The 22,823-nt window shown below is 48.4% G+C and carries 19 protein-coding genes; 14 read left to right on the top strand and 5 right to left on the bottom strand.

Annotation, left to right across the window (positions count from 1 at the left end):
* Positions 1-38 precede the first annotated feature (38 nt).
* The 7 genes from ABUL11_RS03645 to ABUL11_RS03615 all read left to right on the top strand — a co-directional run bounded on the left by ABUL11_RS03645 (position 39) and on the right by ABUL11_RS03615 (position 10,740).
* A complete protein-coding gene (locus ABUL11_RS03645; RefSeq protein WP_350282503.1) occupies positions 39-1,622 on the top strand; it encodes an acyl-CoA ligase (AMP-forming), exosortase A system-associated in 1,584 nt (527 codons plus the stop codon).
* Entirely contained in the window at positions 1,619-2,848 is a 1,230-nt protein-coding gene (locus tag ABUL11_RS03640) for a pyridoxal-dependent decarboxylase, exosortase A system-associated (protein ID WP_350282502.1), read from the top strand. The genes ABUL11_RS03645 and ABUL11_RS03640 overlap by 4 nt, the downstream gene beginning before the upstream one ends.
* Before the next feature lie 198 nt (positions 2,849-3,046).
* Complete coding sequence (locus tag ABUL11_RS03635; protein WP_350282501.1) at positions 3,047-4,906, top strand: asparagine synthetase B family protein; 1,860 nt, start codon at positions 3,047-3,049, stop codon at positions 4,904-4,906.
* A gap of 384 nt (positions 4,907-5,290) precedes the next feature.
* Entirely contained in the window at positions 5,291-6,097 is an 807-nt protein-coding gene (locus ABUL11_RS03630) for a PEP-CTERM/exosortase system-associated acyltransferase (protein WP_350282500.1), read from the top strand.
* A gap of 14 nt (positions 6,098-6,111) precedes the next feature.
* On the top strand, positions 6,112-6,564 hold the full coding sequence (locus ABUL11_RS03625) for a type 2 periplasmic-binding domain-containing protein (protein ID WP_350282517.1): 453 nt from the start codon (positions 6,112-6,114) through the stop codon (positions 6,562-6,564).
* Entirely contained in the window at positions 6,557-7,792 is a 1,236-nt protein-coding gene (locus tag ABUL11_RS03620; protein ID WP_350282499.1) for a hypothetical protein, read from the top strand. Before ABUL11_RS03625 ends, ABUL11_RS03620 begins: the two co-directional genes overlap by 8 nt.
* A 131-nt stretch (positions 7,793-7,923) precedes the next feature.
* Positions 7,924-10,740, top strand: coding sequence for a bifunctional diguanylate cyclase/phosphodiesterase (locus tag ABUL11_RS03615; RefSeq protein ID WP_350282498.1), 2,817 nt, complete (start codon positions 7,924-7,926; stop codon positions 10,738-10,740).
* A gap of 70 nt (positions 10,741-10,810) precedes the next feature.
* Here ABUL11_RS03615 and ABUL11_RS03610 read toward each other — a convergent pair whose 3' ends face one another.
* From ABUL11_RS03610 to leuS, 5 genes are all read right to left on the bottom strand, one after another.
* Positions 10,811-10,969: a hypothetical protein gene (locus tag ABUL11_RS03610; RefSeq protein ID WP_350282497.1), complete on the bottom strand. Its 159-nt coding sequence runs from the start codon at positions 10,967-10,969 to the stop codon at positions 10,811-10,813.
* Between the two features lie 231 nt (positions 10,970-11,200).
* A complete protein-coding gene (locus tag ABUL11_RS03605; protein ID WP_350282496.1) occupies positions 11,201-11,617 on the bottom strand; it encodes an OsmC family protein in 417 nt (138 codons plus the stop codon).
* Positions 11,618-12,688, bottom strand: a complete 1,071-nt coding sequence (gene holA / locus ABUL11_RS03600) for a DNA polymerase III subunit delta (RefSeq protein WP_350282495.1) — start codon at positions 12,686-12,688, stop codon at positions 11,618-11,620.
* Positions 12,689-12,699: 11 nt separating this feature from the next.
* Complete coding sequence (locus ABUL11_RS03595) at positions 12,700-13,197, bottom strand: LPS-assembly lipoprotein LptE (protein WP_350282494.1); 498 nt, start codon at positions 13,195-13,197, stop codon at positions 12,700-12,702.
* Positions 13,198-13,214: 17 nt separating this feature from the next.
* Positions 13,215-15,824, bottom strand: a complete 2,610-nt coding sequence (gene leuS, locus ABUL11_RS03590) for a leucine--tRNA ligase (RefSeq protein WP_350282493.1) — start codon at positions 15,822-15,824, stop codon at positions 13,215-13,217.
* A gap of 209 nt (positions 15,825-16,033) precedes the next feature.
* On the opposite strand from leuS, the gene queA reads away from it, so the two are divergent.
* The 7 genes from queA to ubiE all read left to right on the top strand — a co-directional run bounded on the left by queA (position 16,034) and on the right by ubiE (position 22,783).
* On the top strand, positions 16,034-17,068 hold the full coding sequence (gene queA, locus ABUL11_RS03585) for a tRNA preQ1(34) S-adenosylmethionine ribosyltransferase-isomerase QueA (RefSeq protein WP_350282492.1): 1,035 nt from the start codon (positions 16,034-16,036) through the stop codon (positions 17,066-17,068).
* Entirely contained in the window at positions 17,065-18,180 is a 1,116-nt protein-coding gene (tgt, locus tag ABUL11_RS03580; protein WP_350282491.1) for a tRNA guanosine(34) transglycosylase Tgt, read from the top strand. Before queA ends, tgt begins: the two co-directional genes overlap by 4 nt.
* A gap of 34 nt (positions 18,181-18,214) precedes the next feature.
* Complete coding sequence (yajC, locus tag ABUL11_RS03575) at positions 18,215-18,691, top strand: preprotein translocase subunit YajC (protein ID WP_350282490.1); 477 nt, start codon at positions 18,215-18,217, stop codon at positions 18,689-18,691.
* 71 nt (positions 18,692-18,762) lie between these two features.
* Positions 18,763-20,610, top strand: a complete 1,848-nt coding sequence (secD, locus tag ABUL11_RS03570) for a protein translocase subunit SecD (protein WP_350282489.1) — start codon at positions 18,763-18,765, stop codon at positions 20,608-20,610.
* A gap of 23 nt (positions 20,611-20,633) precedes the next feature.
* Entirely contained in the window at positions 20,634-21,566 is a 933-nt protein-coding gene (secF, locus tag ABUL11_RS03565; protein ID WP_350282488.1) for a protein translocase subunit SecF, read from the top strand.
* A 55-nt stretch (positions 21,567-21,621) separates the two neighbouring features.
* A complete protein-coding gene (locus ABUL11_RS03560; protein ID WP_350282516.1) occupies positions 21,622-21,999 on the top strand; it encodes a gamma-butyrobetaine hydroxylase family protein in 378 nt (125 codons plus the stop codon).
* A gap of 49 nt (positions 22,000-22,048) precedes the next feature.
* Positions 22,049-22,783 carry a bifunctional demethylmenaquinone methyltransferase/2-methoxy-6-polyprenyl-1,4-benzoquinol methylase UbiE gene (gene ubiE, locus ABUL11_RS03555; protein WP_350282487.1) on the top strand — a complete coding sequence of 245 codons (735 nt, stop codon included), beginning with the start codon at positions 22,049-22,051 and terminating at the stop codon, positions 22,781-22,783.
* The last annotated feature ends 40 nt before the right edge of the window (positions 22,784-22,823 follow it).

Genomic DNA, 22,823 nt, shown 5'->3' with positions numbered 1-22,823 from the left:
ATTCAGTTATTTTATGACTTGTACTATATACCTAATTGATGCCTAGCCTTTTTCATGAACTGATTTATCAGTCAGCCGCCCGCAATCCCGATTCTACTGCGTTGATCGATCAGAAGCGGCATCTCTCCTATATTGCATTATCTGAAGCAGTGCAATCGATTGCCAGTGCCTTGCATACACTTGGGCTTGGTCGCGGGGAGCGTGTGGCTGTCTATCTCGAGAAACGACTCGAAACGGTCATCGCACTGTCTGGCGCATCTGCTGCAGGGGGAGCATTCGTTCCTGTCAATCCGCTACTCAAAGCCGAGCAGGTTGCCTATATCCTCAAAGATTGCAATGTGCGGATATTGATTACTTCCATTGAGAGACTTGATCTGCTCAAGCCGGTATTATCGCAATGCCATGATCTGCATACCGTGATTATCACCGGCGATTTGCAAGAAGCACCCCTTCCCGGATTGAATGTAGTTTCATGGCAACAGATACAAACATTTTCAGGTGTTACCCGGCTATCTTGCTGCATCGATAGCGATATGGCTGCAATTCTGTATACTTCGGGAAGTACCGGCAAGCCCAAAGGAGTGGTGCTTTCTCATCGCAATCTGGTAACTGGAGCTGTGAGTGTTTCCCAATATCTGAATAACCGGCCTGATGATCGGATACTGGCAGTATTGCCACTTAGCTTCGACTATGGATTGAACCAACTGAATACTGCGTTTTATACCGGAGCCACCGCTATTCTGATGAATTATCTGCTGCCACGCGATATTCTCACCACAATCAGGCAGGAACAGATAACCGGACTGGCCGCAGTACCGCCATTGTGGTCACAATTGGCACAACTGGACTGGAAAGATGCGCAGAGTCTGCGCTATATTACTAATTCAGGCGGCGCAATGCCCCGTATTACCTTGGCACGTCTGCGCGGTGCACTACCCGATACACAAATCTTTCTGATGTATGGTCTGACCGAAGCTTTTCGCTCGACCTATCTCCCTCCCGAGCAAGTGGACAAACGACCGGATTCCATGGGTAAAGCAATTCCCAATGCTGAAGTCATGGTGCTGCGCGAAGATGGTTCCCATTGCGCGCCGGGTGAACCGGGTGAACTGGTGCACCGAGGGCCGCTCGTTTCACTGGGTTACTGGAACGATGCAGATAAAACAGCAGCACGCTTCCGGCCGCTGACTCCCCGTCAATCCGGATTGACCATTCCCGAACTTGCGGTCTGGTCGGGTGATACGGTACGCATAGATGATGAGGGTTATCTGTATTTCATTGGCCGAAGCGATGATATGATCAAAACCTCCGGCTACCGTGTCAGCCCGACTGAAGTGGAAGAAGTTGTTTATGCAACTGAAAAAGTTGCCGAAGCAGCTGCTTTCGGGGTACCCCACCCCACCCTCGGCCAGGCTATCGTGGTCGTAGCCGTTCCCAGAACCGGATTCGAACTCGACCGGGATATGCTGCAATCAGCTTGCAAACAACATTTGCCTGCTTTCATGCAACCGGGCTTGATCGAATTGAGGCAGACTGGTTTACCCCGTAATCCGAACGGAAAAATCGACCGAAAAATGCTGGCCGGTGAATTTCAGCAGGCTTTTCAGGTAGAAGAATCATGACGCATCCAAAACATGTACCGATGACCCAGTTTCCGATACGCGACCACTGTCTCGTCATCGGTGATATTCCGCTCACGCGCCTGGCGCAACGTATCGGAAGTACGCCTTTCTATGCTTACGATCGCAAACTGATTTCTGCACGCATTCAATTTCTCAGGCAGCATTTGCCGGCGGGTATTCATCTGCATTACGCCATGAAAGCCAATCCTATGCCCGCCGTAGTACAGCATTTGGCCGGGCTGGTGGATGGCATGGATGTAGCTTCGATTGGCGAAATGAAAGTGGCACTGGATGCTGGCATTACCCCCGAAAACATCAGTTTTGCGGGGCCGGGTAAAAGTCGTCAGGAGCTGATGTGCGCCATTGCAGCAGGCATTGTCATCAATGTGGAATCCGAGCATGAGTTGGAAACGATCGCACAACTGACAGAAGAGACCGGTTTCCAGCCCAAAATCGCGGTACGGGTCAACCCTGATTTCGAGCTGAAATCCTCCGGCATGAAAATGGGGGGAGGTTCCAAACAGTTTGGTATCGATGCCGAACGTGTTCCGGCGGTCCTGCAACGTATCGCACAGCTCAGGTTCGATTTTGAGGGGTTGCATATTTTCAGCGGATCACAGAATCTCCGGGTCGAAGCCCTGCGGGAAGCTCATGAAAAAACACTGCAACTGGGCTTACAGCTTGCTTCTACCTCACCCGTACCTGTTCGTACCATCAATATCGGAGGCGGATTTGGCGTACCTTATTTTCCCGGTGAAAACCCGCTGGACTTGAATGCTGTGGGAACCAATCTGCAGCAGTTGCTGGCAAAGATCCCCTCTCAATTCTCAGCCATCCGGTTCGTGGTCGAACTGGGGCGCTATATCGTGGCTGAAGCAGGTATTTATGTTTGCCAAGTGTTGGAAAAAAAAATATCGAGAGGGCAGATTTTCCTTGTCACCAATGGCGGGCTGCACCATCATCTGGCAGCATCCGGAAATTTCGGCCAGGTCATTCGCAAAAATTATCCGGTTGCCATTGGCAATAAAATGAAAACTGATGAAACCGAAATCGTTTCAGTAGTAGGTCCTCTCTGCACACCACTGGATCTGCTCGCTGACCGGATGGAATTATCCAAGGCTGAACTCAGAGATCTGGTCGTCGTGTTCCAGTCGGGAGCTTACGGACTGACTGCCAGCCCAACTGCTTTTCTCAGCCATCCTGCTCCACTGGAAGTTCTGATCTGAGAAAATTTACCAAATTGGTATCTGCTGCGGTGGATGATCCGGTTAATTACCTGAGAACAGCTATCTACCGGTATATTGCGGGTAATGATCAATCGCACGATATATTTGGCAAATGATGATTCGCAACAGCGTAATAGAACAACTGTGTTGAAATCGTATCCGGGGATTGCATGAATTCAACATTGAATAAGGAATGATATGAGTGGAATATGTGGCTGGCTGGGAACAGATCACTCGGCAATCGAGAATCAGCAGATCATTGATCGCATGACTCGTTTGCTGATCCGATTTGATGATACCCCTGTACAGGCAGCGGCACGAGGCAATGCTGCCCTCTCCGTTTCTGCAAAAGCAAGCTATGCACATCTGTATGAAAAAGAAGGGTTGCTGGTTGGGATCTGGGGAAGGATAAAATCCCGAAATGCAGATCTTCAGGCAGCCATCAATGCTAAAGGGATGGCTGCGGCACTTGCAGACCGGTGGCGGCAGAAAAGCAGGCAAGCCTTCTCTGATCTTGCTGGCGAATTTGTTTGTTGTATCGTAGACAATCATGCATGTGAAGTTGCTCTGGCCATCGATCCACTGGGTACACACGTACTTTATTATCAGTCGCTGGGTGACGACGGAATTCTATTTGGTACTTCTGCCGATGCTCTGCTCACTCATCCTCAAGCCAGCGCTGAAATTGATCCGCAAGGGTTGTTCAACTACCTTTACTTTCACATGATACCGGGTCCGGGTACTATTTATCTGACTCAGAAACGCCTGCTTCCCGGCGAGTATCTTTATTTCCATGATGGCTGTACGGAAACCGGCCGTTATACACAGATTCGGTTTGATGAAGATATCAAACGTCCTTTTCCGGAACTTCAACAGGAATTTCTTGCCTTGCTCAGAAAGAGTGTCAGTGAAGTGGTACAGGGCCAGAAAGCAGGTACATTCCTGAGTGGCGGGACAGACAGTTCCACTCTGGCGGGAATACTGACAGAAATTACTGGCGAACCTGCCAAAACCTATTCGATTGGCTTTGAAGCTACTGGCTACGATGAAATGTATTACGCACGTATTGCCGCTCAACATTTCTCAACCGACCATCACGAATACTATGTCACACCAGACGATGTTGTAGAAACAATCCCATTGATTGCTTCGATTTTCGATCAGCCTTTTGGTAATGCATCAGCGCTTCCAGCCTATTACTGCGGACGCATGGCCAAAAATGACGGACTCGATTTGCTGCTCGGTGGCGATGGGGGTGATGAACTGTTCGGTGGTAATGTACGTTATGCAAAACAATACATTTTTTCACTTTATGACAAAATCCCGGCAGCTCTGAGAAATTATCTGCTTTCTCCCCTTATTTTATCTCTTCCAGAAGACAAAGGGCCTAAACTGCTGCGCAAGGCACGAAGCTATGTTGCGCAGGCAATGGTTCCCATGCCTCATCGTATGGAAACTTACAATCTATTAACATACTACGGATTTGAAGCTGTATTTTCACCGGAATTACTGGAAAAGATCGATACGGCATATCCTACTCTGCTGATTGAGCGCGCCTATCAGGATGTATCTCATGCACGCAGCCTGATTAACCGCATGCTTGCCTTTGATTGGAAATTCACGCTGGCAGATAATGATTTCCCCAAGGTTGTCCAGGCCTGTCATCTGGCTGGCGTGGAAGTAGCTTTCCCGTTCGCCAATGATGAAATGCTCGCTTTTTCTCTTGCACTTGCTCCCGAACAAAAACTGAGAGGAACGCAGCTGCGCTATTTCTTTAAACAGGCGCTGCGCGGCTTCCTGCCGGATGAGATCATTACCAAACAAAAACAGGGATTTGGTTTACCATTTGGTGTCTGGCTCCAGGCACATAAACCTTTACGGGAAATTGCTGCGGACAGCCTGAATGATCTCAAATCACGCAACATCATACGCAAAGATTTCATTGACCGGTTGCTTGACCGTCATCTTCATGAGCATGCCAGCTATCATGGCACGATGGTATGGCTGCTGATGATGCTGGAGTACTGGTTCAAGCAGCATCATCCGATAAAAGTTTAATTTTTATCTGATTCTAAACACTTCGCAGCTCATGATTCCTTATCAGTTCCGGCCGTAAATAAAAAGAAGATTAATCCTGATAAAAAGTAGCGATCATTCAATAAATGGGCTCCCGACATTGAAAACAGCCAACCATTAGCTTGTCATATTTTGGCGACACCAGTATAGTAAAGTACGTTTTATTTTAACGACATGTTTATCTGAATTCAGGCCGGATAACATGTAAATATATGAAAGAAATGCAATAAGTAACAATAATGCTGGTCCCAGGAAAAAATATAAAGTCATATCGTTCATATATTCCCTGAATTGGAAACTAATTCCAGTAATAAAATCTGATTTGAATCTCAGACCTTCTTAAATACAGCCTGACCAAGGAAAAGTATGAACGATATCGAAGCAGCTTTTCATCAGTATTTTGAAATCATTGAAGCTAACACACCGGAATTACTTAAAACGGTGTTCGATTTACGCTATCGGATTTTGTGTGTTCACAATGTCATTCCCGGGTTTGACACTAACAATTATCCAAACGAGTTGGAGAGTGATCAATATGACAGTCACTCAATCCATTTTTTATTGCGCCATCGGCCAACCAATACTTTCATTGGCACAACCAGGTTGATCCTGCCCAATCCGCTCGATCCTATGGATAAATTTCCGACAGAGCTCAACACTCATTTTTATCCTGGCTTTGTTCTGGATTCATCGTCTCGGAAACATACTACTGAAGTATCGCGCTTTGCTATTCTCAGCGATTTTTTCAAACGAAAAGGCGAGCGCCATATGCTATCACAATCTACTGAAATAGGATGCAAAGCACAGGAACGCCGTCGCTTTCCGCATCCGATGCTCGGGCTTGTTGTCGGACTTATACAATTATGTGCACGAAATAATATCTACCATTTAATTTCGGCCATGGAGCCAGCTTTAAATAAATTACTAGGTTTTTACAGCTTACAAATGAATCCAATCGGCCCACCAGCCGATTATCATGGTCTTCGTACTCCTTATTATCTTTATCTGCCTGATTTACTTGATCGAATGTATCAGGATCATCGTTCACTCTGGGAGCTTATTACCGATCATGGAAAAATCTGGCCCATGAACTTGACTGGCATACATAAAAAAGAACTTAAATCGACTCATATCAATAATATTTATATATCCGGAAACTGTCGGCATCGATAGTATTCATTATTGTGATGGGATTTTTGGGTTATTGGTTCCGGGGTATTTTTTTTCTCACTTTGTTGGTCACATTTTCGTTCGCAGGTAACGCTCAATCCTTTAACGACTCAGTCGAAGTCATTACCCATCCCGGCATCAACTCGAATTATCTTTCTAAAAATCTGTTACGTTCTATTTTTGGTATGCGTCTCAGAGCTTGGCAGAATGGTCTACCTGTCAGAGTTTTTGTCTTACCGGATGATGCACCGTTACATAGTGTCTTCACAAAACAAAAACTAAATCTTTTTCCTTATCAATTGAGATCGGCGTGGGATCGCATGGTCTATTCCGGAACCGGACAAGCACCGTTTGTCGTACATACTGAAGAAGAAATGCGTGCCAGAATTGCATCAACACCGGGTGCAATTGGTTATTTGAGTGGAAGTATGATTAATGATAGTGTCCAGGTCGTTCATATCGATGAGTAACAGCAGATTTTCAACTATAGCTTTCTTTTTAGGCAGCTCAGCCCTGTCACTGATTTTTCTGGCCAGATCCGTTCTGGCGGAAGAGCTGCCTAAATTACAAAACCTGGATCTTTTCAAACTGAATGGTTTTCTGAGCCAGGGCTACATCAAGACGAATAAGAACAATTTTTTTGGTCACAGTAACGATTCTGGCAGTCTCGATTTCCGGGAAATTGGCCTGACGGCTTCTTTGCGTCCCTCACCAAAACTGCAATTATCCGGTCAATTACTCCATCGCAGAGCTGGAGAAGGCAGCAACGGTGGCATCCACATTGATTTCGGTTTTCTAGATTATAATTTCGCCAATACACCTGCAGCTGAAATCGGCATACGTCTGGGCAGGATGAAGAATCCATTCGGGTTTTATAACGATACACGCGATGTACCATTTACTCGCCCGAGCATACTGCTGCCTCAGTCAATCTATTTCGATCGTACTCGCAATCTTGCACTAGCTTCAGATGGGATTCAGGTATACGGAGAATCGCGCGCGGACTGGGGAAATATTACCGTACAATTTGGAGCTGCTTTTCCCCAAGTAGACGGTCGTGATACTGAGATATCGGTGTTACGATCATTACAACGCCGTGGAGATCTTAAAACAAAGTTATCATATATTGGTCGGATACTTTATGAGCAGGCAGATGGAAAACTCCGTTTGGCAATAAGTGGGGCTCAGGCTAATGTGGGGTATAGCCCAGGCTATAACGATATTCTTCTTAATGGCTCATTCAGATTCTCGCCTCTAATTTTGTCCGCGCAATATAATGCAGAACGTTGGAGCATAACATCCGAATATGCGCTACGCCATCTTTCCTGGAAAGATTTTGGCAATGACGCAGCTTTCCAGCAAAGTTTTACAGGTGAGAGTTTTTATCTGCAAGGTGTCTATCGGTTTTATCCAAACTGGGAAGCAGTACTACGTTATGATTTGCTCTTCACTAACAGAAAAGATCGTAGTGGTAAAAAATTTGCTGCCAGTACCGGTTATCTGTATCCGGCCCACAATCAATATGCCAAGGATCTCACAATAGGATTGCGCTGGAATATTACGCCTGCCATCATGTTGAGTACAGAATATCATCGGATCAACGGAACGGCTTGGCTATCTCCGCTAGATAATCCCGATATGTCCCATACTGGGAAAAACTGGAATCTGTTCGCTGTACAGGCTTCCTACCGTTTCTGAATCATCACTTAATCAAATCCGTTGCCTTCGTGGATTCAGATATTCAAAAAAAAGCCGGTAAAAAAGCTTCAAAAATATTTATCGGATTAAACTGGAAAATTTCACTTCTGAGCAGTCTGATTCTACTGCTTGTGGTAACAATTTTCAGTGTCATCAATTATCAAAGTCTGATTGACAGTATCGATCAGGAAAGAGAAGCAAAGTATCGGCGCTATGCCAGAGAAATAGAAAGCCTGATTGGTCGTAATTCTGAAAATTTGCACGGACTGGTCAGGATCATTCCCTACCTGAAGGATATGGAACCGAGTCTTCTATCAGGAATGGCGGATAAAGTATTCGATACATTTGATCGGTACTGGACGTTGTTTCAGATTCAAAATGATATTGAAGATGTGCGCTTTTATGATTCATCTGATTCGCTCCTGGCAAAGTGGGGTAATTTCGAAGCCAACAACTATCGCGATAACCTCATTCTTGATCATATACGTGAAGTCAACCTGCATGAACAGCCTGCCACTCTGATGATATGTGTGGAGAGCTGCACTCAGTACATAATCGAGCCTTTACTGGTTGAAAGTACACGTGTCGGCACTATCGTCATCGGATCATCCCTGGTCGACGTATTCCTAAATTTCAAACGTGCATCGGGCTCGGATATCGGATTGTTTGTCAAGAACACGCTTATTCCCGCACATGAAGGTGAATCATTCAATAATGGCAGCATGAGTATCCCCGAATGGGATGTTTATATCGCAGCCATGACGGACAGCAAAAAAAATTTTGCTATTCTGAAAAAAGCAGCCATGACCTACCCCGATTTGAAAATCATCGGTCAAGGTATTCAGAATAAATGGAGCAGCCGGTATCATCAGATAAAGCTGCTGCCTCTGCAGGGTATTCGTATAGCTGACCAAGCACAGCTGGTTATTATCACTGAAGTAACCGATACCGTTCGGGCAATTCAGGATTCTATCTGGCGTATCATCGTCATTGGTCTGGGCAGTTTGTTACTTTCTGGAATCATCCTGTTCAGCATACTCACCACATCGTTATCACTGCTTAAGCATATCGCTTCCATCATGCCTCTGCTGGCCGGTGGCGGCTTCGGTAGTTTTCGCAGTACGCTTGCCTCTCGCTGGAAGAAACGTCTCTTCAAAGATGAAATTGATCTCATGCATGATGCATCATTGGCACTTTCTCATAAGCTTGAGAGCCTGGAAGAAAAAATTGCCTACCGCACCAAAATGCTGATCAGCCAGCGTGATGAACTCAGCAAAGAGAAAGATTTCATCGAAAATCTGCTTGATACTGCACAAGTTATCGTCCTGACACAGGATGCCAGTGGAAAGATAGTGATGCTCAATGCTTACGGGGAGATGCTGACTCGCTACAGCGAGAGTGAGCTGCAAGGCAGACATTTTCTGGAACTGCTTGCGTCCGATAGCGAGCAATATAATCTCGATCTGCATTTGCTGGAAATTCGCCAGGGACAGCGTGATCAATTACGACATGAAGCTGTCGTGATATGTAAAGATGATTCAAAACGGCACATTGCCTGGCTTCATTCACGCCTGACGTGGCAATCCAAGGATGATCCTTCGGCAATTCTGTCGGTTGGGCTGGACATTACCGAATACAAACGTGTGGAAGGCCATCTGGCGTGGCTAGCAGATCACGATCCATTGACAAATCTGTATAACCGTCGTCGATTCAGCGAAGAACTGGAGCAGATACTCGGCTGGGCAGAAAGATACCAGCACCCCGGAGCACTGCTGTTTTTCGATCTGGATCGGTTTAAGTTCGTAAATGATACCAGCGGCCATCAGGCGGGTGATACCATGTTGAAAATGGTCGCTGGCATGCTATCTCGCACGATTCGCACCGCTGATATCGCGGGACGGCTGGGTGGAGATGAATTTGCTGTCATCTTGCCGGAAATCACCCCTGAAGCAGCCATCGAAGTTGCAAAAAAGATTCTTGCCCGCCTGGGAGAAACGCAACTGTCATTCAATGGCAGAACCCACAGCATCTCAGCCAGTATCGGGATCGTAATTTTTCCCGAACATGGAAATAATGTCCACGATTTACTGGCAGCTGCTGACCTTGCCATGTACCAGGCCAAAGAAACAGGGCGTGGAACCTGGCATGTGTACTCCAGTATCGATCAGGCACGAGAACGGGTGCACACGCTAGTTTACTGGAAAGAGAAAATTGAATATGCTCATACGAATGACCAGTATCTGCTTTATCTGCAACCTATCCAATCCCTGAGCAGCAGATCGATTCATTATTATGAGGTCTTGCTGCGCATGCGGGATGAAGACGGAACGATCCATTCTCCGGCTGCATTCATCCATGCAGCAGAGCATACCGGACTTATCCACAGGATCGATCATCTGGTACTCCGCAAGGCAATTGCCCTTGCTGCCAGAATCAATCAAGGAACCAGTCGGATCAGCTTGTCTATCAATTTGTCGGCACATGCCTTTAACGATCCGGAACTATTACCCGCCATCAACCAGGCTCTCTCTACCTGCCATATCGATCCAAGTTTGTTGATATTCGAAATAACGGAAACTGCTGCACTGGATAATCTCCCCGGGACACGCAGCCTTTTGCGCGATCTGAAGCAACTGGGTTGTGGATTTGTCCTGGATGATTTTGGCGTAGGTTTCTCTTCTTTCTACTATCTGCGCGAATTACCGGTTGATGCAGTCAAGATCGACGGCACATTCATCCGCAATCTTGCCAGCAACCCGGATGATCAAATACTCGTCAGCGCTCTGTGTACCGTAGCAAAGGGATTTGGTAAAAAGATCACCGCAGAATTCGTTGAAAGCAAAGAAATATTGAGTATCTTAGATAAGATGGACATCGATTTTGCTCAGGGATATTACATAGGCACGCCAGCGCCGGCTGAATATTTCTTTCCTGATCAAACTGATTGAGTGAGAAAAAGAAATACCGGATAAAAAAACCGCCCGGAAGGGCGGTTAGAAAATTTGAATCATATCTCTCTCAGTTTTTGTTGTCTTTTTCTGCCTTGTCTACATTATCGGGCATGGAATCGCGTTCCATTGACATGCTTGGTGGATACTGTGCAGGTTTAGGATCCATACAGGCAGTCAGAAAAGTTGTTATAGCCAGTGCAGCAGCCAATACAAGTGAAAGCTTCATTTTTCGTCTCCCATAAAGTTAAGAATATATAGTCTTTCTATAAGTCACTTGCTGCCTGGCTTCCATTTTTGAAAAACCAGCGCCTGCTATTTTTATCAGAATCAAATTTTATTGTCCAGCAGATTCGAAACCAGCCTGATATCTATTTTCCCGGTGGTATGGGATTACCCCGGGGAAACTCTGCAAAATTATAATTCTGGCTTGTCGCGCTGTATCCTTGCAGGGGCCTGCTTATCCAACAATAATTTCATAATCATGCGTGATCTCCACTGTTGCTTTCAGCATCATGGAAGCAGAACAGTATTTCTCGGCAGAAAGATTGATCGCCCGTTCCACCTGCCGGGGGTCGAGATCTTTTCCCGTAATAATGAAATGCAGGTGAATACGGGTAAACACTTTGGGATCTTCTGTTGCACGCTGTGCCTCCATCCCGACCCGGCAGTCGGTAATTGCCTGTCGACCCTTACGCAGAATATGCACTACATCGAAAGCGGTACAACCACCCAAACCCAGTAATATCATTTCCATGGGACGCGGCCCTAAGTTCTTTCCGCCTGCTTCCAGTGCACCGTCCATTAGTACAGAGTGCCCGCTCCCGGCTTGTCCGAGAAAACTAACTCCTTCCTGCCACACAATATTTGCTTTCATTTACTTTAAAGATAAGTTGATAATGGATGGAAAACCATTTCTTCCAGCAGCCTTGAAGCTGTCATCAGCAGCAAAACAGATTCCGAGATTCAACAATTCCTCCCAGATATCTCCTTGCACTACTCCCTTGATGATCCGATCGATGGCCGCTGCCTGCAACAGTGCTTGTACCAGTAAGGGATAGCGTATGCGCTGAACCGCCCCCGTCATCAGTTTTTGTTTGGCAGGCCATATCCGTAATGCCGTCATGGCCTGTTCGATTGTCATACCCCGGCTGGAGTTTTTAAGCACGTGAATTTTTATCAGCAAACGAATCTGTTCTGACAAAATAGACAGAATCAATGGAGGTGCCGCCCCTTCCCCTTGCAATCCTTCCAGAATGTGGCGATAACGCACCATATCAGCCGCTAGCATGGCTTCTGGTAACTGCAACACATCAAAGCGGGTGACGTCGAAAATAGCATTCTTGACCTGTTCGAAAGTCAGTTGGCCAGGTGGATAGAGTAGCCCAAGTTTATGGATTTCCTGGTGGGCTGCCAGCAGATTACCTTCAATTTTGCTCGCAAAGAATTGCAGCGTATCCCGATCAATCCTCTGGTTCTGCCGGTCGAGGCGCTGTTTTATCCAGTGTGCCAGCCGGTCACGCCCAACCGGTTTTACTTCAATTATCTGACCTGTATGTTCAAGCGCCTTGAACCACTTGCTTGCACGTCCCTGTTTGTCGATTTCCGGTAAAGTAACGATAGTCACAGTATCATGCGGTAACTCCCGGCAGAATGTTTCGATCGCTATGCTACCTTCTCTGCCCGGTTTTCCGGAAGGAATACGTAAATCAAGCATACGCCTTTCACTGAACAGTGAGGATTGCCATCCCCACTGGGACAGATTCCCCCAGTCAAAACGCTGATCGGTAGTCAAGATGGTACGTTCGGTGTAGCCTTGCTCCCTGGCATACGCACGGATCCTGTCGACGGTTTCCATTACCAACAGCAACTCATCCCCGAGTACCCCATACAACGGTGCGATACTTCCATCAAGCTGTCTGGCAAGATGCTCAGGATCCAATCGCATACGCTACCGCTTTATCTGGCAGATGTGACTGCTGAAACCTGACGAAGAATCTGTTGCACGGCATCTTTCTGCATATCCTTGTACAGCATCTCCTCCTCTGCCGCCTTTGCCAGCTCTTGTGCATCCAGGAAAGGAAGAATGCGGGTCAGTCTGATTTCCTGCAGAGATGCCAGTTCAGCATTGTGCGCATCGAGCAGCCGGGCAGCTACCCGATAGATCAGCTCAAACTCACGCACTCTTCCACTCTCCGACAGCGACAGGATTCTTTTTTCCTTGGTTGCATGAACGATCTGAATGATTGCTTCGGATTTCTCAGCTTTATTGACGACCTTGACCCGGGTATGCGTACTGATCACCCGTTCCAGATCGGAACCAATGGTCTGTCCTGCAGGTGCCCTGATGTAAACCCGTTCAAAAGGAAGTTCGGAAACCTGTCCCCGCAGTTTGAAACCGCAAGCAGCCAGCCCGAGTACAAGCGAAACAGCCATCAGAGTTCGGAATGTCGTCATATATAAAACCTCTTTCGCTAAACAACGATATTGACCAATTTTCCCGGCACAACGACGATTCTCTTGACGGGCCGGCCGGCCATACTTTTTTGTATATGTTCGTCTTCCAGAGCCGCTCGTTCAACAGCAGGCCGGTCTGCTTCTCTGGCAATACGTATCTGTCCACGCAATTTGCCATTGATCTGGACGACAATTTCAATTTCATCCTGGATCAATGCCTGATCATCTGCCTGTGGCCAGGGTTGATCGAGCAGTTCAGTACCCGGTCTGAGCTCACGCCACAGTGCATGGCAGATATGTGGAACGATGGGTGAAAGCAGCAATACGATATTTTCCAAAGCTTCCTGCATTAATTGGCGTGCAGCTGGATGAGTACCTTGCACATCGGACAGCTCGTTCATCAGCTCCATGATGGCCGCAATCGCGGTATTGAAAGTATGACGCCGTTCAAGATCATCCGTCACCTTAACGATCGTCTGGTGCAACTGGCAACGCAAATCCCGCAGATCAGCCGGATATTCCTGATACGGTACCGGGGTAGTAGTCGCAGCAGCTTCGCCACCCTGCTGTTTGTGCAGATAAACCTGTCTCCACAACCGCTTGAGAAAACGGAAAGCACCTTCGACACCCGCATCGGACCACTCCAGCGTTTGTGTCGGTGGGCTGGCAAACATCATGAACAGTCGTGCAGTATCTGCCCCATATTGCTCGATGATTTCCTGCGGATCGATCCCGTTGTTTTTCGATTTTGACATGGTGCCGATACCTCCGGATTCAACCGGCTGACCATCCGCCCGCAAAATAGCACCGCTTCTTTTTCCTTCTGCGTCATGCTGTACATCCACTTCTGCCGGATTGAAATACTGGATACGCCCACTGCCGGTTTTACGAAAAAATATCTCATTCAGCACCATGCCTTGAGTCAACAGATTGGCAAAAGGCTCATCGAACGACACCAGTTCCAGATCGCGCATGACCTTGCTCCAGAAACGCGAATACAGCAAATGCAGAATGGCATGCTCGATTCCGCCGATATACTGATTGACCGGCAACCAGTAATTTGCCCGCTGGTCGGTCATGGCAGCAGGCTGATCCGAACAGGCATAACGGATGAAATACCATGAGGAATCGACGAATGTATCCATGGTATCGGTTTCTCGGCGTGCCTGCCGCCCGCAACATGGACAGGTACATTCATAGAAGGAGGGTGTTTTTGCCAGTGGATTGCCCGAACCATCCGGTACCAGATCTTCCGGGAGTACAACGGGTAACTGATCGTCCGCTATCGGCACCACGCCGCAATTATCACAATGGATCAGCGGAATCGGACAGCCCCAGTAACGCTGACGTGAAACTCCCCAATCGCGCAAGCGATACCGCACCCGTTTCTCACCCAGCGCTTTCTGCCCCAGTTCCACTGCAATTGCATCGATCGCCTCCGATGATTTCAAGTCTGAAAACCGAGCTGAATTGAATGTCACCCCATATTCGGTAAAGGCCTGAATGAGCGGTACGGATAACTCGCCATTTTCCGGCCTGATAACTGGTTTGATCGGTAGAGAATGCTGGCGGGCAAAATCAAAATCACGTTCGTCATGTGCAGGTACCGCCATGACAGCACCTTCACCATAGCTCATCAGTACATAGTTGGTGACCCATACCGGCAGGCGCTCACCGGTCAGTGGATGCAGGACATACAATCCAGTGGCCATCCCTTTTTTTTCCTGGACAGCCAGCTCTGCTTCCATCGTGGCACCTTGCCGGCAGGATTCAATGAAGGCTGCCAGATCAGGCTGACTGCGTGCTGCATGCAAGGCGACCGCGTGTTCTGCCGCAACCGCCACATAGGTCACCCCCATCAGTGTATCTGCCCGGGTGGTGAATACCTTCAACGCTTGTGGCATGCCGGAAGCAGTATCAGGTGGGAATGTAATGTCCACACCAAAGCTTTTACCAATCCAGTTAGCCTGCATAGTTTTTACGCGCTCCGGCCAACCTGGCAATTTTTCCAGATCGGCCAGCAATTCATCTGCGTAGCGGGTTATGGCCAGGTAATAACCGGGAATTTCCCGTTTTTCCACCACTGCACCGGTACGCCAGCCACACCCATCAATCACCTGCTCATTGGCCAGCACCGTCTGATCGACCGGATCCCAGTTGACCACCTGTGTTTTCTGGTAGGCAATACCCTTCTCCAGCATGCGCAGGAACAACCACTGATTCCAGCGATAATATTGTGGATCGCAAGTGGCCAGTTCCCGCTGCCAATCGATGGCAAACCCCAGGCTTTGCAACTGGCTGCGCATGTAGGCGATATTGTCATAAGTCCATTTTGCAGGCGGCACCCCTTTCTGGATCGCAGCGTTCTCGGCCGGCAGTCCGAATGCATCCCAACCCATCGGCTGCATGACGTTATACCCTTGCATACGGCGATAACGCGACAATACATCCCCGATCGTATAGTTACGCACATGCCCCATGTGCAGTTTTCCGGAAGGATAAGGAAACATAGAAAGACAGTAATATTTCGGTTTGTCCGGTATTTCAGTCGCATTGAAAATGCCTGTTTCCTGCCAGCTCTGCCGAGCTTGTCGTTCTATTTCCTGGGGGTGGTATTTTTCTTGCATGGATGAATGAGTTTCTGCGGGAATGATAAAATTGCGATTATACCTTTAAGGAACCTCTGATTAAGTTCTCCATGAACTGCTTGCAGGCAAAGTGAAGAGGCAAGTCATTCAGATCTGACAGAAGGCTTCTGGTGAGAAATCTCTTGCCGCCGTGTATTCTTCCCTCAAAAGATAGGGCTACCTTGCTTGCCATCGGTATAATCCGCAGCATGAAAACCGATGATTTCGATTTCCACCTTCCCGATGAGCTGATTGCACAGTTTCCGCTTGCAAACCGGGCAGACAGCCGGATGCTGTATGTAAACGGCAAGCACGCTGATTTGCGTGATGCCACTTTCAGAAATCTGCCTGATTACCTCAAACGAGGCGATGTCATCGTGCTCAACAATACCCGTGTCATCAAAGCCCGTCTGTCAGGCATCAAATCCACTGGCGGTAAAGTTGAAGTCATGGTTGAGCGCATTCTGGACACGCATCGGGCACGGGTACTGATCCGTGCCAGTCACGCACCGGTGATTGGCTCCACACTGCTGCTGGAAGACAAGATAACCGCACAGGTAGAAGCACGCGAGCAGGATATTTATACCCTGCGTTTCATGCATTCGCAGCCGCTGATCGAATTGCTCGATCAATTTGGACATACGCCGCTACCGCCTTATATCGGGCGAAATGCGACTGTTTCCGATGAAAGCCGCTATCAGACCGTTTTCGCGCAGGAAAGCGGAGCCGTTGCAGCCCCTACTGCCGGCTTGCATTTTGATGAAACCATACTGCAAACATTACGTACTCTGGGAGTGAAAATCGCCTATATCACATTGCATGTCGGAGCAGGAACCTTTCAGCCGGTACGCGTGGAAAATATCGATCAGCATGTTATGCATGCCGAGCCATACCATATCCCGACAGAAACGGTGGAGACTATTCGGATGTGCAAATCTGCCGGTGGCAGCGTACTTGCCGTAGGTACCACCAGTCTGCGCGCACTGGAAGCCTGTATGCTGGCTAACGATGGAACACTGGTTGCCGGTACCGGTGAAACCAGTCTGTTCATCACGCCTGGTTTCCGCTTTCGCATCGTGGACCGATTACTGACCAATTTTCATCTGCCTCGCTCCACGTTGTTGATGCTGGTATCAGCTTTCGCCGGGATGGAAACCATCCGCCGCTCCTACCGGCATGCCATTGATCATCATTATCGTTTTTTCAGTTATGGTGACGCCATGCTGATCGACAGCCAGCCATGAAATTTCAACTTCACTGCCGTGACCAGGGAGCCCGCCGAGGAACTTTGACACTTGCCCATGGCGCGATGGAAACTCCGGCCTTCATGCCGGTAGGTACCTACGGTGCAGTCAAAGGCTTATCTCCGGATGAGCTGCACACCCTGGGTGCCGGGATCATTCTGGGTAACACTTTCCATTTATGGCTGCGCCCCGGTCTGGAAGTGATTGAAGCGCATGGAGGGTTGCACCGGTTCATGCACTGGGACGGTCCGATCCTGACCGACTCGGGTGGGTTCCAGGTATTCAGCCTGGGAGCACTGCGCAAAATCAGTGAAGAAGGTGTGCGTTTCCGTTCACCGGTCAACGGGGATACCTGTTTTCTGACACCGGAAGAATCCATGCGGATCCAGCGGATACTGAATTCGGATATCGTCATGATATTTGACGAATGTACCCCCTACCCGGTCGATATGCAGACTGCCGAATCTTCCATGCAACTGAGCCTGCGCTGGGCGGAACGTTCAAAAGCAGCCCACGCCAGTAACCCGAATGCACTGTTCGGTATCGTGCAGGGAGGCATGTATGAATCACTGCGCGATCGTTCCGCGGCCGGGCTGTGTGCTATCGGTTTCGACGGCTACGCCCTCGGCGGATTATCCGTGGGTGAACCCAAAGCCGATATGCAGCGTATCCTCAGACACACTGCACCCCAACTGCCTGCAGACAAACCGCGCTATCTGATGGGCGTGGGAACACCCGAGGATATCGTCCACGCTGTAGCGCAGGGTATCGATCTGTTCGACTGCGTGCTGCCCACCCGCAATGCACGCAATGGCTGGCTTTACACCAGCCAAGGCATTCTCAGGCTGCGTAACAGCCGCTACCGGTTGGATACCTCTCCACCGGATGAACATTGTGATTGCTACACCTGCCGTCATTTCACACGTGCTTACCTGCACCATCTGCAGCGTACTGGCGAAATGCTGGGTGCCCGGCTCAACTCGCTGCATAACCTGCATTACTACCAGCGACTTATGGCTGATATCCGTAAAGCAATCGAAACCGGTCAGTTTGAACAGTTTGCACGCAAATTTTCTGATCAGGACTTCATGCTAAAATGTGCTTCAGTTTAATTTGTATCCCTACCAAATCGAAGGAGAAGATCATATGCTCATAACAGAAGCTTTTGCCCAGACTGCCAATGGTGCAGCTCAGACTTCCGAACCCACCCTGATGAGCTTTCTGCCCATGATTGGTATTCTGGTCATTTTCTATTTTCTGTTGATCCGCCCGCAAACAAAACGAGCCAAAGAACAGAAAGAAATGCAGAATAGATTACAGAAGGGAGATGAAATTGTCATCAGTGGCGGTGAACTGGGGCGAGTCGTCAGTGCTGGCGATAGCTACATCACCATGGAAATTGCGACTGGTGTCGAAATCATCGTTCTCAAATCCTCTGTTCAGACACTGTTACCCAAAGGAACACTGAAAAGTGTCGAAACCGGTAAAAGCAATCGAGCACTGAAAAACAACAGACAGAAAGCTGGCGAATCCCGCCAGGATGAACTTGAAGACAACATAACGGAAACCAGTGAAGTTGAATCTTCCTCAGCACCCTCCAAACAGGATAGCGAAAAAAATTAGTTTAGCAGCACCGGTCTCTATGAGATTGCTGCAGCATTTCCGCCCCTTTTTCTTCTGAAACACTGGTTATCATGAATCGCTATCCCCTTTGGAAATATATCGTTATCGCCGTTTCAATACTGCTTGGATTGCTATATACCCTGCCCAACTTTTTTGGTGAATCTCCTGCTGTTCAGATTTCACCTTTGCGGACCGGCATTCAAACTGATACGGCCCTTCTGCAGCGTACTGAACAAGTACTCAAACAGCATGGCCTACCCTACAACGGAACGATACTCGAATCCACCGGAATCAAGATCCGGTTTTCCGATACCGATACCCAAATCAAAGCACGCGATATTCTGGATACTGAAGTGGGTAGTGATTACGTCGTTGCCTTGAACCTGCTGCCAAATTCCCCTCAATGGATGCGCCATATTGGTGCACTGCCTATGTATCTGGGCCTCGATCTGCGGGGTGGCGTCCACTTTATGCTGCAGGTAGACATGGCAGGTGCATTGACTAAAGCACTTGACCGTTACAACGCGGATCTGCGCAGCACCTTGCGCGAACAGAGAATTCCTTCAGCCGGGATCGACCGGGATCGTTCAAGAATCATCATCAAATTCCGTGATGAACAGGCACGTGAAAAAGCAATTTCTGAACTCGGAAAAACCTTTGAAGATCTCACTTTCCGATCGGAAGATGTCAACGGAGAGCGACGCCTGATTGCCTCGATCAAGCCTGAAGCACTGACACGTATGCAAAATACTGCAGTCCAGCGCAATATCACCACTCTGCGCAACCGGGTGAACGAACTGGGCGTGGCAGAACCGATCATCCAGCAGGCAGGCGCCGACCGGGTAATCGTGCAGTTGCCGGGTGTGCAGGATACCGCCAAGGCTAAGGATATTCTGGGCAGAACCGCCACACTGGAAGTACGCATGGTCGACGAGGATGGTGATATCGATGCTGCATTGCGCGGATCAGTACCTTCCGGGAATGAGCTGCTTTCCGAGCGCGGAGGAGGACATCTGCTGGTCAAAAAGCAGGTATTACTCACCGGTGATCGCATCACGGATGCTCAACCCGGTTTCGATCAGGACAGACAGGCTGCTGTTCACGTTACCCTGGATAACAACGGCTCACGAATTTTCAAACAGCTGACACGTAATAACGTGGGTAAGCGTATGGCCATCCTGCTGGTAGAGAAAAATGTGACTGAAGTCGTTACCGCCCCGGTCATCCGGGAAGAAATCGGTGGCGGGCGTGTACAGATCAGCGGGCAGATGAACAGTATCGAAGCGCGTGATGTAGCCCTGCTGTTGCGTGCCGGTGCTCTGGCCGCTCCCATGGAAATCATTGAGGAACGTACTGTCGGGCCAAGTCTCGGCGCTGAAAATATAGAAAGAGGATTTAATTCGACTCTGTACGGCTTCCTGATCGTATCCGTATTCATCATGATTTATTACTCGGCTATCGGCATAATCTCTGTCGTGGCACTCGCTACCAACCTGTTGTTTCTAATTGGATTGCTTTCAATCTTACAAGCTACATTGACACTCCCTGGAATGGCCGGAATGGCTCTGACCGTGGGTATGGCAATCGATGCCAATGTACTGATCAACGAACGGATCCGTGATGAATTGCGGCATGGCGCCACACCCCAGGCTGCTATCCATGCCGGGTATGAGCGTGCATGGGATGCAATCATCGATACGAACCTCACCACATTACTTGCCGGCCTCGGTCTGATGATGTTCGGCAGTGGACCGATAAAAGGTTTTGCCGTCGTATTGTGCCTGGGAATTCTGACTACACTTTTCAGTGCTGTCACTGTTTCGCGTGCAATGGTCAATCTGTTTTACGGAAATCGTAAACTGACGCATGTCCCAATCGGAACCATCAAAATGCTGAAAAAAAGCAGCAGCAAACGTTAAATATTTACTGAAACCGGATAATCATGGATTTTTTCAGATTCGAACGCGATATTCCCTTTACCCGCTGGGGAAAGTTTTCAATGACTTTTTCCCTGATTATCTCCATCCTGGCGATTTATTCCCTTGCCACAAAAGGGCTGAATCTCGCAGTAGATTTCACTGGTGGTACTGTGATGGAGGTCAGCTACCAGCAACCTGCCGATCTCGATAAGACGCGTAAGATCCTCGCTGGCATCGGAATGTCTGATGCAATCGTACAGAATTTCGGAACATCCCGTGACGTCATGATCAGGCTTCCCGTCAAGCTGGAACACGCCGGAGGTAATCTGTCCGAAACCGTCATGACTGCGCTTAAGGCAGATGATCCTTCAGTCGAGATGAAGCGGGTAGAGTTCGTGGGTCCACAAGTAGGTGATGAACTGCTGGAAAATGCCTTACTGGCAATGCTGTTCGTTTCCATTGGTATCGTTGCCTATCTGGCTTTCCGATTCGAATGGAAATTCGGTGTCGCCTGTATCATTGCCAATCTGCATGATGTGTTGGTTATCTTAGGCTGTTTCTCCTTCTTTCAATGGGAATTCGATCTGACCGTTCTGGCTGCCGTGCTCGCGATACTGGGCTACTCCGTCAATGAATCCGTGGTTATCTCCGACCGGATCCGGGAAAATTTTCGCAAGCTGCGTAAGGCAACCGTAACAAAAGTCATTGATAATGCCATTACTGAAACCATGTCACGCACGATCATCACGCATGGTAGTACACAAATGGTCGTTATTTCCATGTTCCTGTTCGGAGGAGAAGCACTGCACAACTTTGCACTGGCACTGACGATTGGTATTCTGTTCGGTATTTATTCATCGATCATGATTGCCAGCCCAATACTGTTATTACTGGGCGCCAAGCGGGAAGATCTGGTCAAAGCCGATCGTAAACCGCAGGAAGAAGCTTTACCATAAAACTGTTTATGGTTTTCCAGTTGAATAATCTTTTTGTACTCATAGGATGACATCCGTGGCAGGACTCAATCCACAGACGCCTGTTCCAACAGAATTGAAACTGCACCGTAAATCGGGTGTATTAAGCGTGGTATTCAACGATGGCAAGGCATTCAACTTTCCGTGTGAATTTTTGCGTGTCTACTCACCTTCTGCAGAAGTTCGCGGCCATGAGCCCGGCCAGGAAATTCTGCAAACCGGCAAGAAAAATGTAACCATAACCCATATCGAACCGGTTGGCCGATATGCCGTCAGGCTGGATTTTTCTGATGGTCATAATACCGGTCTGTATTCCTGGGATCTGCTCTATGATTACGGACTGAATCAGGAAACTATGTGGCAGGATTACCTGCAGCGACTGCAGGCTGCCGGTGGCAGTCGCGAAACAGGATAATCCTGTTTGCCAGATATCGATCAACCCCTCAGTACAACATACCTCCAGAATGACGAATACCACACACTTTGGTTTCACAACCGTCTCGGAAACGGAAAAAGCTCGCAAGGTTGCAGAAGTCTTTCACTCTGTAGCAGCACGCTACAATCTGATGAACGATCTCATGTCCATGGGATTGCACCGCTTGTGGAAAAAGTTTGCGATTGATGTCAGCGGTGCCAAACCTGGGGATAAAGTACTCGATATCGCGGGCGGAACCGCTGATCTGACCCGGCTTTTTCTTGAAAAAACAGGCAACACGGGTGAAGTCTGGTTGACGGATATCAATAACTCCATGCTGTCAATCGGTCGTGATCGTATGCTGAATGACGGTAAAAGCATACCCGTTGCACAATGTGATGCTGAAAAGCTGCCCTTTCCGGATAATTATTTTGATCGAGTATGTGTCGCTTTCGGTTTGAGAAACATGACGCATAAAGATGCAGCTCTTCGGGAAATGTGGCGGGTACTGTCCCCTGGAGGGTCGCTCATCGTACTGGAATTTTCCAAGGTATGGAAACCTTTGCAGCCCCTATATGACACCTATTCGTTCAAGGCACTACCTTTCATGGGAAAAATCGTTGCCCGTGACGATACCAGCTACCGCTACCTTGCCGAATCCATCCGTATGCACCCCTCTCAGGAAGAACTGAAACAGCTCATGCAGCAGGTTGGTTTTGAACGGGTCGAGTATTTCAATCTCACTGCGGGAGTCGTTGCACTCCATCGCGGCTATAAATTCTAAATCGTACGTTCTTGCAACCTGCCGGTCAGCCTTCTCCCGC

Source organism: Nitrosomonas sp., from assembly GCF_040256045.1.
Lineage (GTDB): Bacteria > Pseudomonadota > Gammaproteobacteria > Burkholderiales > Nitrosomonadaceae > Nitrosomonas.
This window is presented reverse-complemented; position numbering and strand designations above follow the sequence as displayed.

What these genes read in the sequence shown, in the direction of transcription:
- tgt (WP_350282491.1), top strand. Translation starts at nt 17,065, where the DNA reads ATGAAATTTCAACTTCACTGCCGTGACCAGGGAGCCCGCCGAGGAACT.
- secD (WP_350282489.1), top strand. Translation starts at nt 18,763, where the DNA reads ATGAATCGCTATCCCCTTTGGAAATATATCGTTATCGCCGTTTCAATA.
- ABUL11_RS03635 (WP_350282501.1), top strand. Translation starts at nt 3,047, where the DNA reads ATGAGTGGAATATGTGGCTGGCTGGGAACAGATCACTCGGCAATCGAG.
- leuS (WP_350282493.1), bottom strand. Translation starts at nt 15,824, where the DNA reads ATGCAAGAAAAATACCACCCCCAGGAAATAGAACGACAAGCTCGGCAG.
- yajC (WP_350282490.1), top strand. Translation starts at nt 18,215, where the DNA reads ATGCTCATAACAGAAGCTTTTGCCCAGACTGCCAATGGTGCAGCTCAG.
- ubiE (WP_350282487.1), top strand. Translation starts at nt 22,049, where the DNA reads ATGACGAATACCACACACTTTGGTTTCACAACCGTCTCGGAAACGGAA.
- holA (WP_350282495.1), bottom strand. Translation starts at nt 12,688, where the DNA reads ATGCGATTGGATCCTGAGCATCTTGCCAGACAGCTTGATGGAAGTATC.
- ABUL11_RS03630 (WP_350282500.1), top strand. Translation starts at nt 5,291, where the DNA reads ATGAACGATATCGAAGCAGCTTTTCATCAGTATTTTGAAATCATTGAA.
- secF (WP_350282488.1), top strand. Translation starts at nt 20,634, where the DNA reads ATGGATTTTTTCAGATTCGAACGCGATATTCCCTTTACCCGCTGGGGA.
- ABUL11_RS03605 (WP_350282496.1), bottom strand. Translation starts at nt 11,617, where the DNA reads ATGAAAGCAAATATTGTGTGGCAGGAAGGAGTTAGTTTTCTCGGACAA.
- ABUL11_RS03595 (WP_350282494.1), bottom strand. Translation starts at nt 13,197, where the DNA reads ATGACGACATTCCGAACTCTGATGGCTGTTTCGCTTGTACTCGGGCTG.
- ABUL11_RS03620 (WP_350282499.1), top strand. Translation starts at nt 6,557, where the DNA reads ATGAGTAACAGCAGATTTTCAACTATAGCTTTCTTTTTAGGCAGCTCA.
- ABUL11_RS03625 (WP_350282517.1), top strand. Translation starts at nt 6,112, where the DNA reads ATGGGATTTTTGGGTTATTGGTTCCGGGGTATTTTTTTTCTCACTTTG.
- queA (WP_350282492.1), top strand. Translation starts at nt 16,034, where the DNA reads ATGAAAACCGATGATTTCGATTTCCACCTTCCCGATGAGCTGATTGCA.
- ABUL11_RS03640 (WP_350282502.1), top strand. Translation starts at nt 1,619, where the DNA reads ATGACGCATCCAAAACATGTACCGATGACCCAGTTTCCGATACGCGAC.
- ABUL11_RS03645 (WP_350282503.1), top strand. Translation starts at nt 39, where the DNA reads ATGCCTAGCCTTTTTCATGAACTGATTTATCAGTCAGCCGCCCGCAAT.
- ABUL11_RS03610 (WP_350282497.1), bottom strand. Translation starts at nt 10,969, where the DNA reads ATGAAGCTTTCACTTGTATTGGCTGCTGCACTGGCTATAACAACTTTT.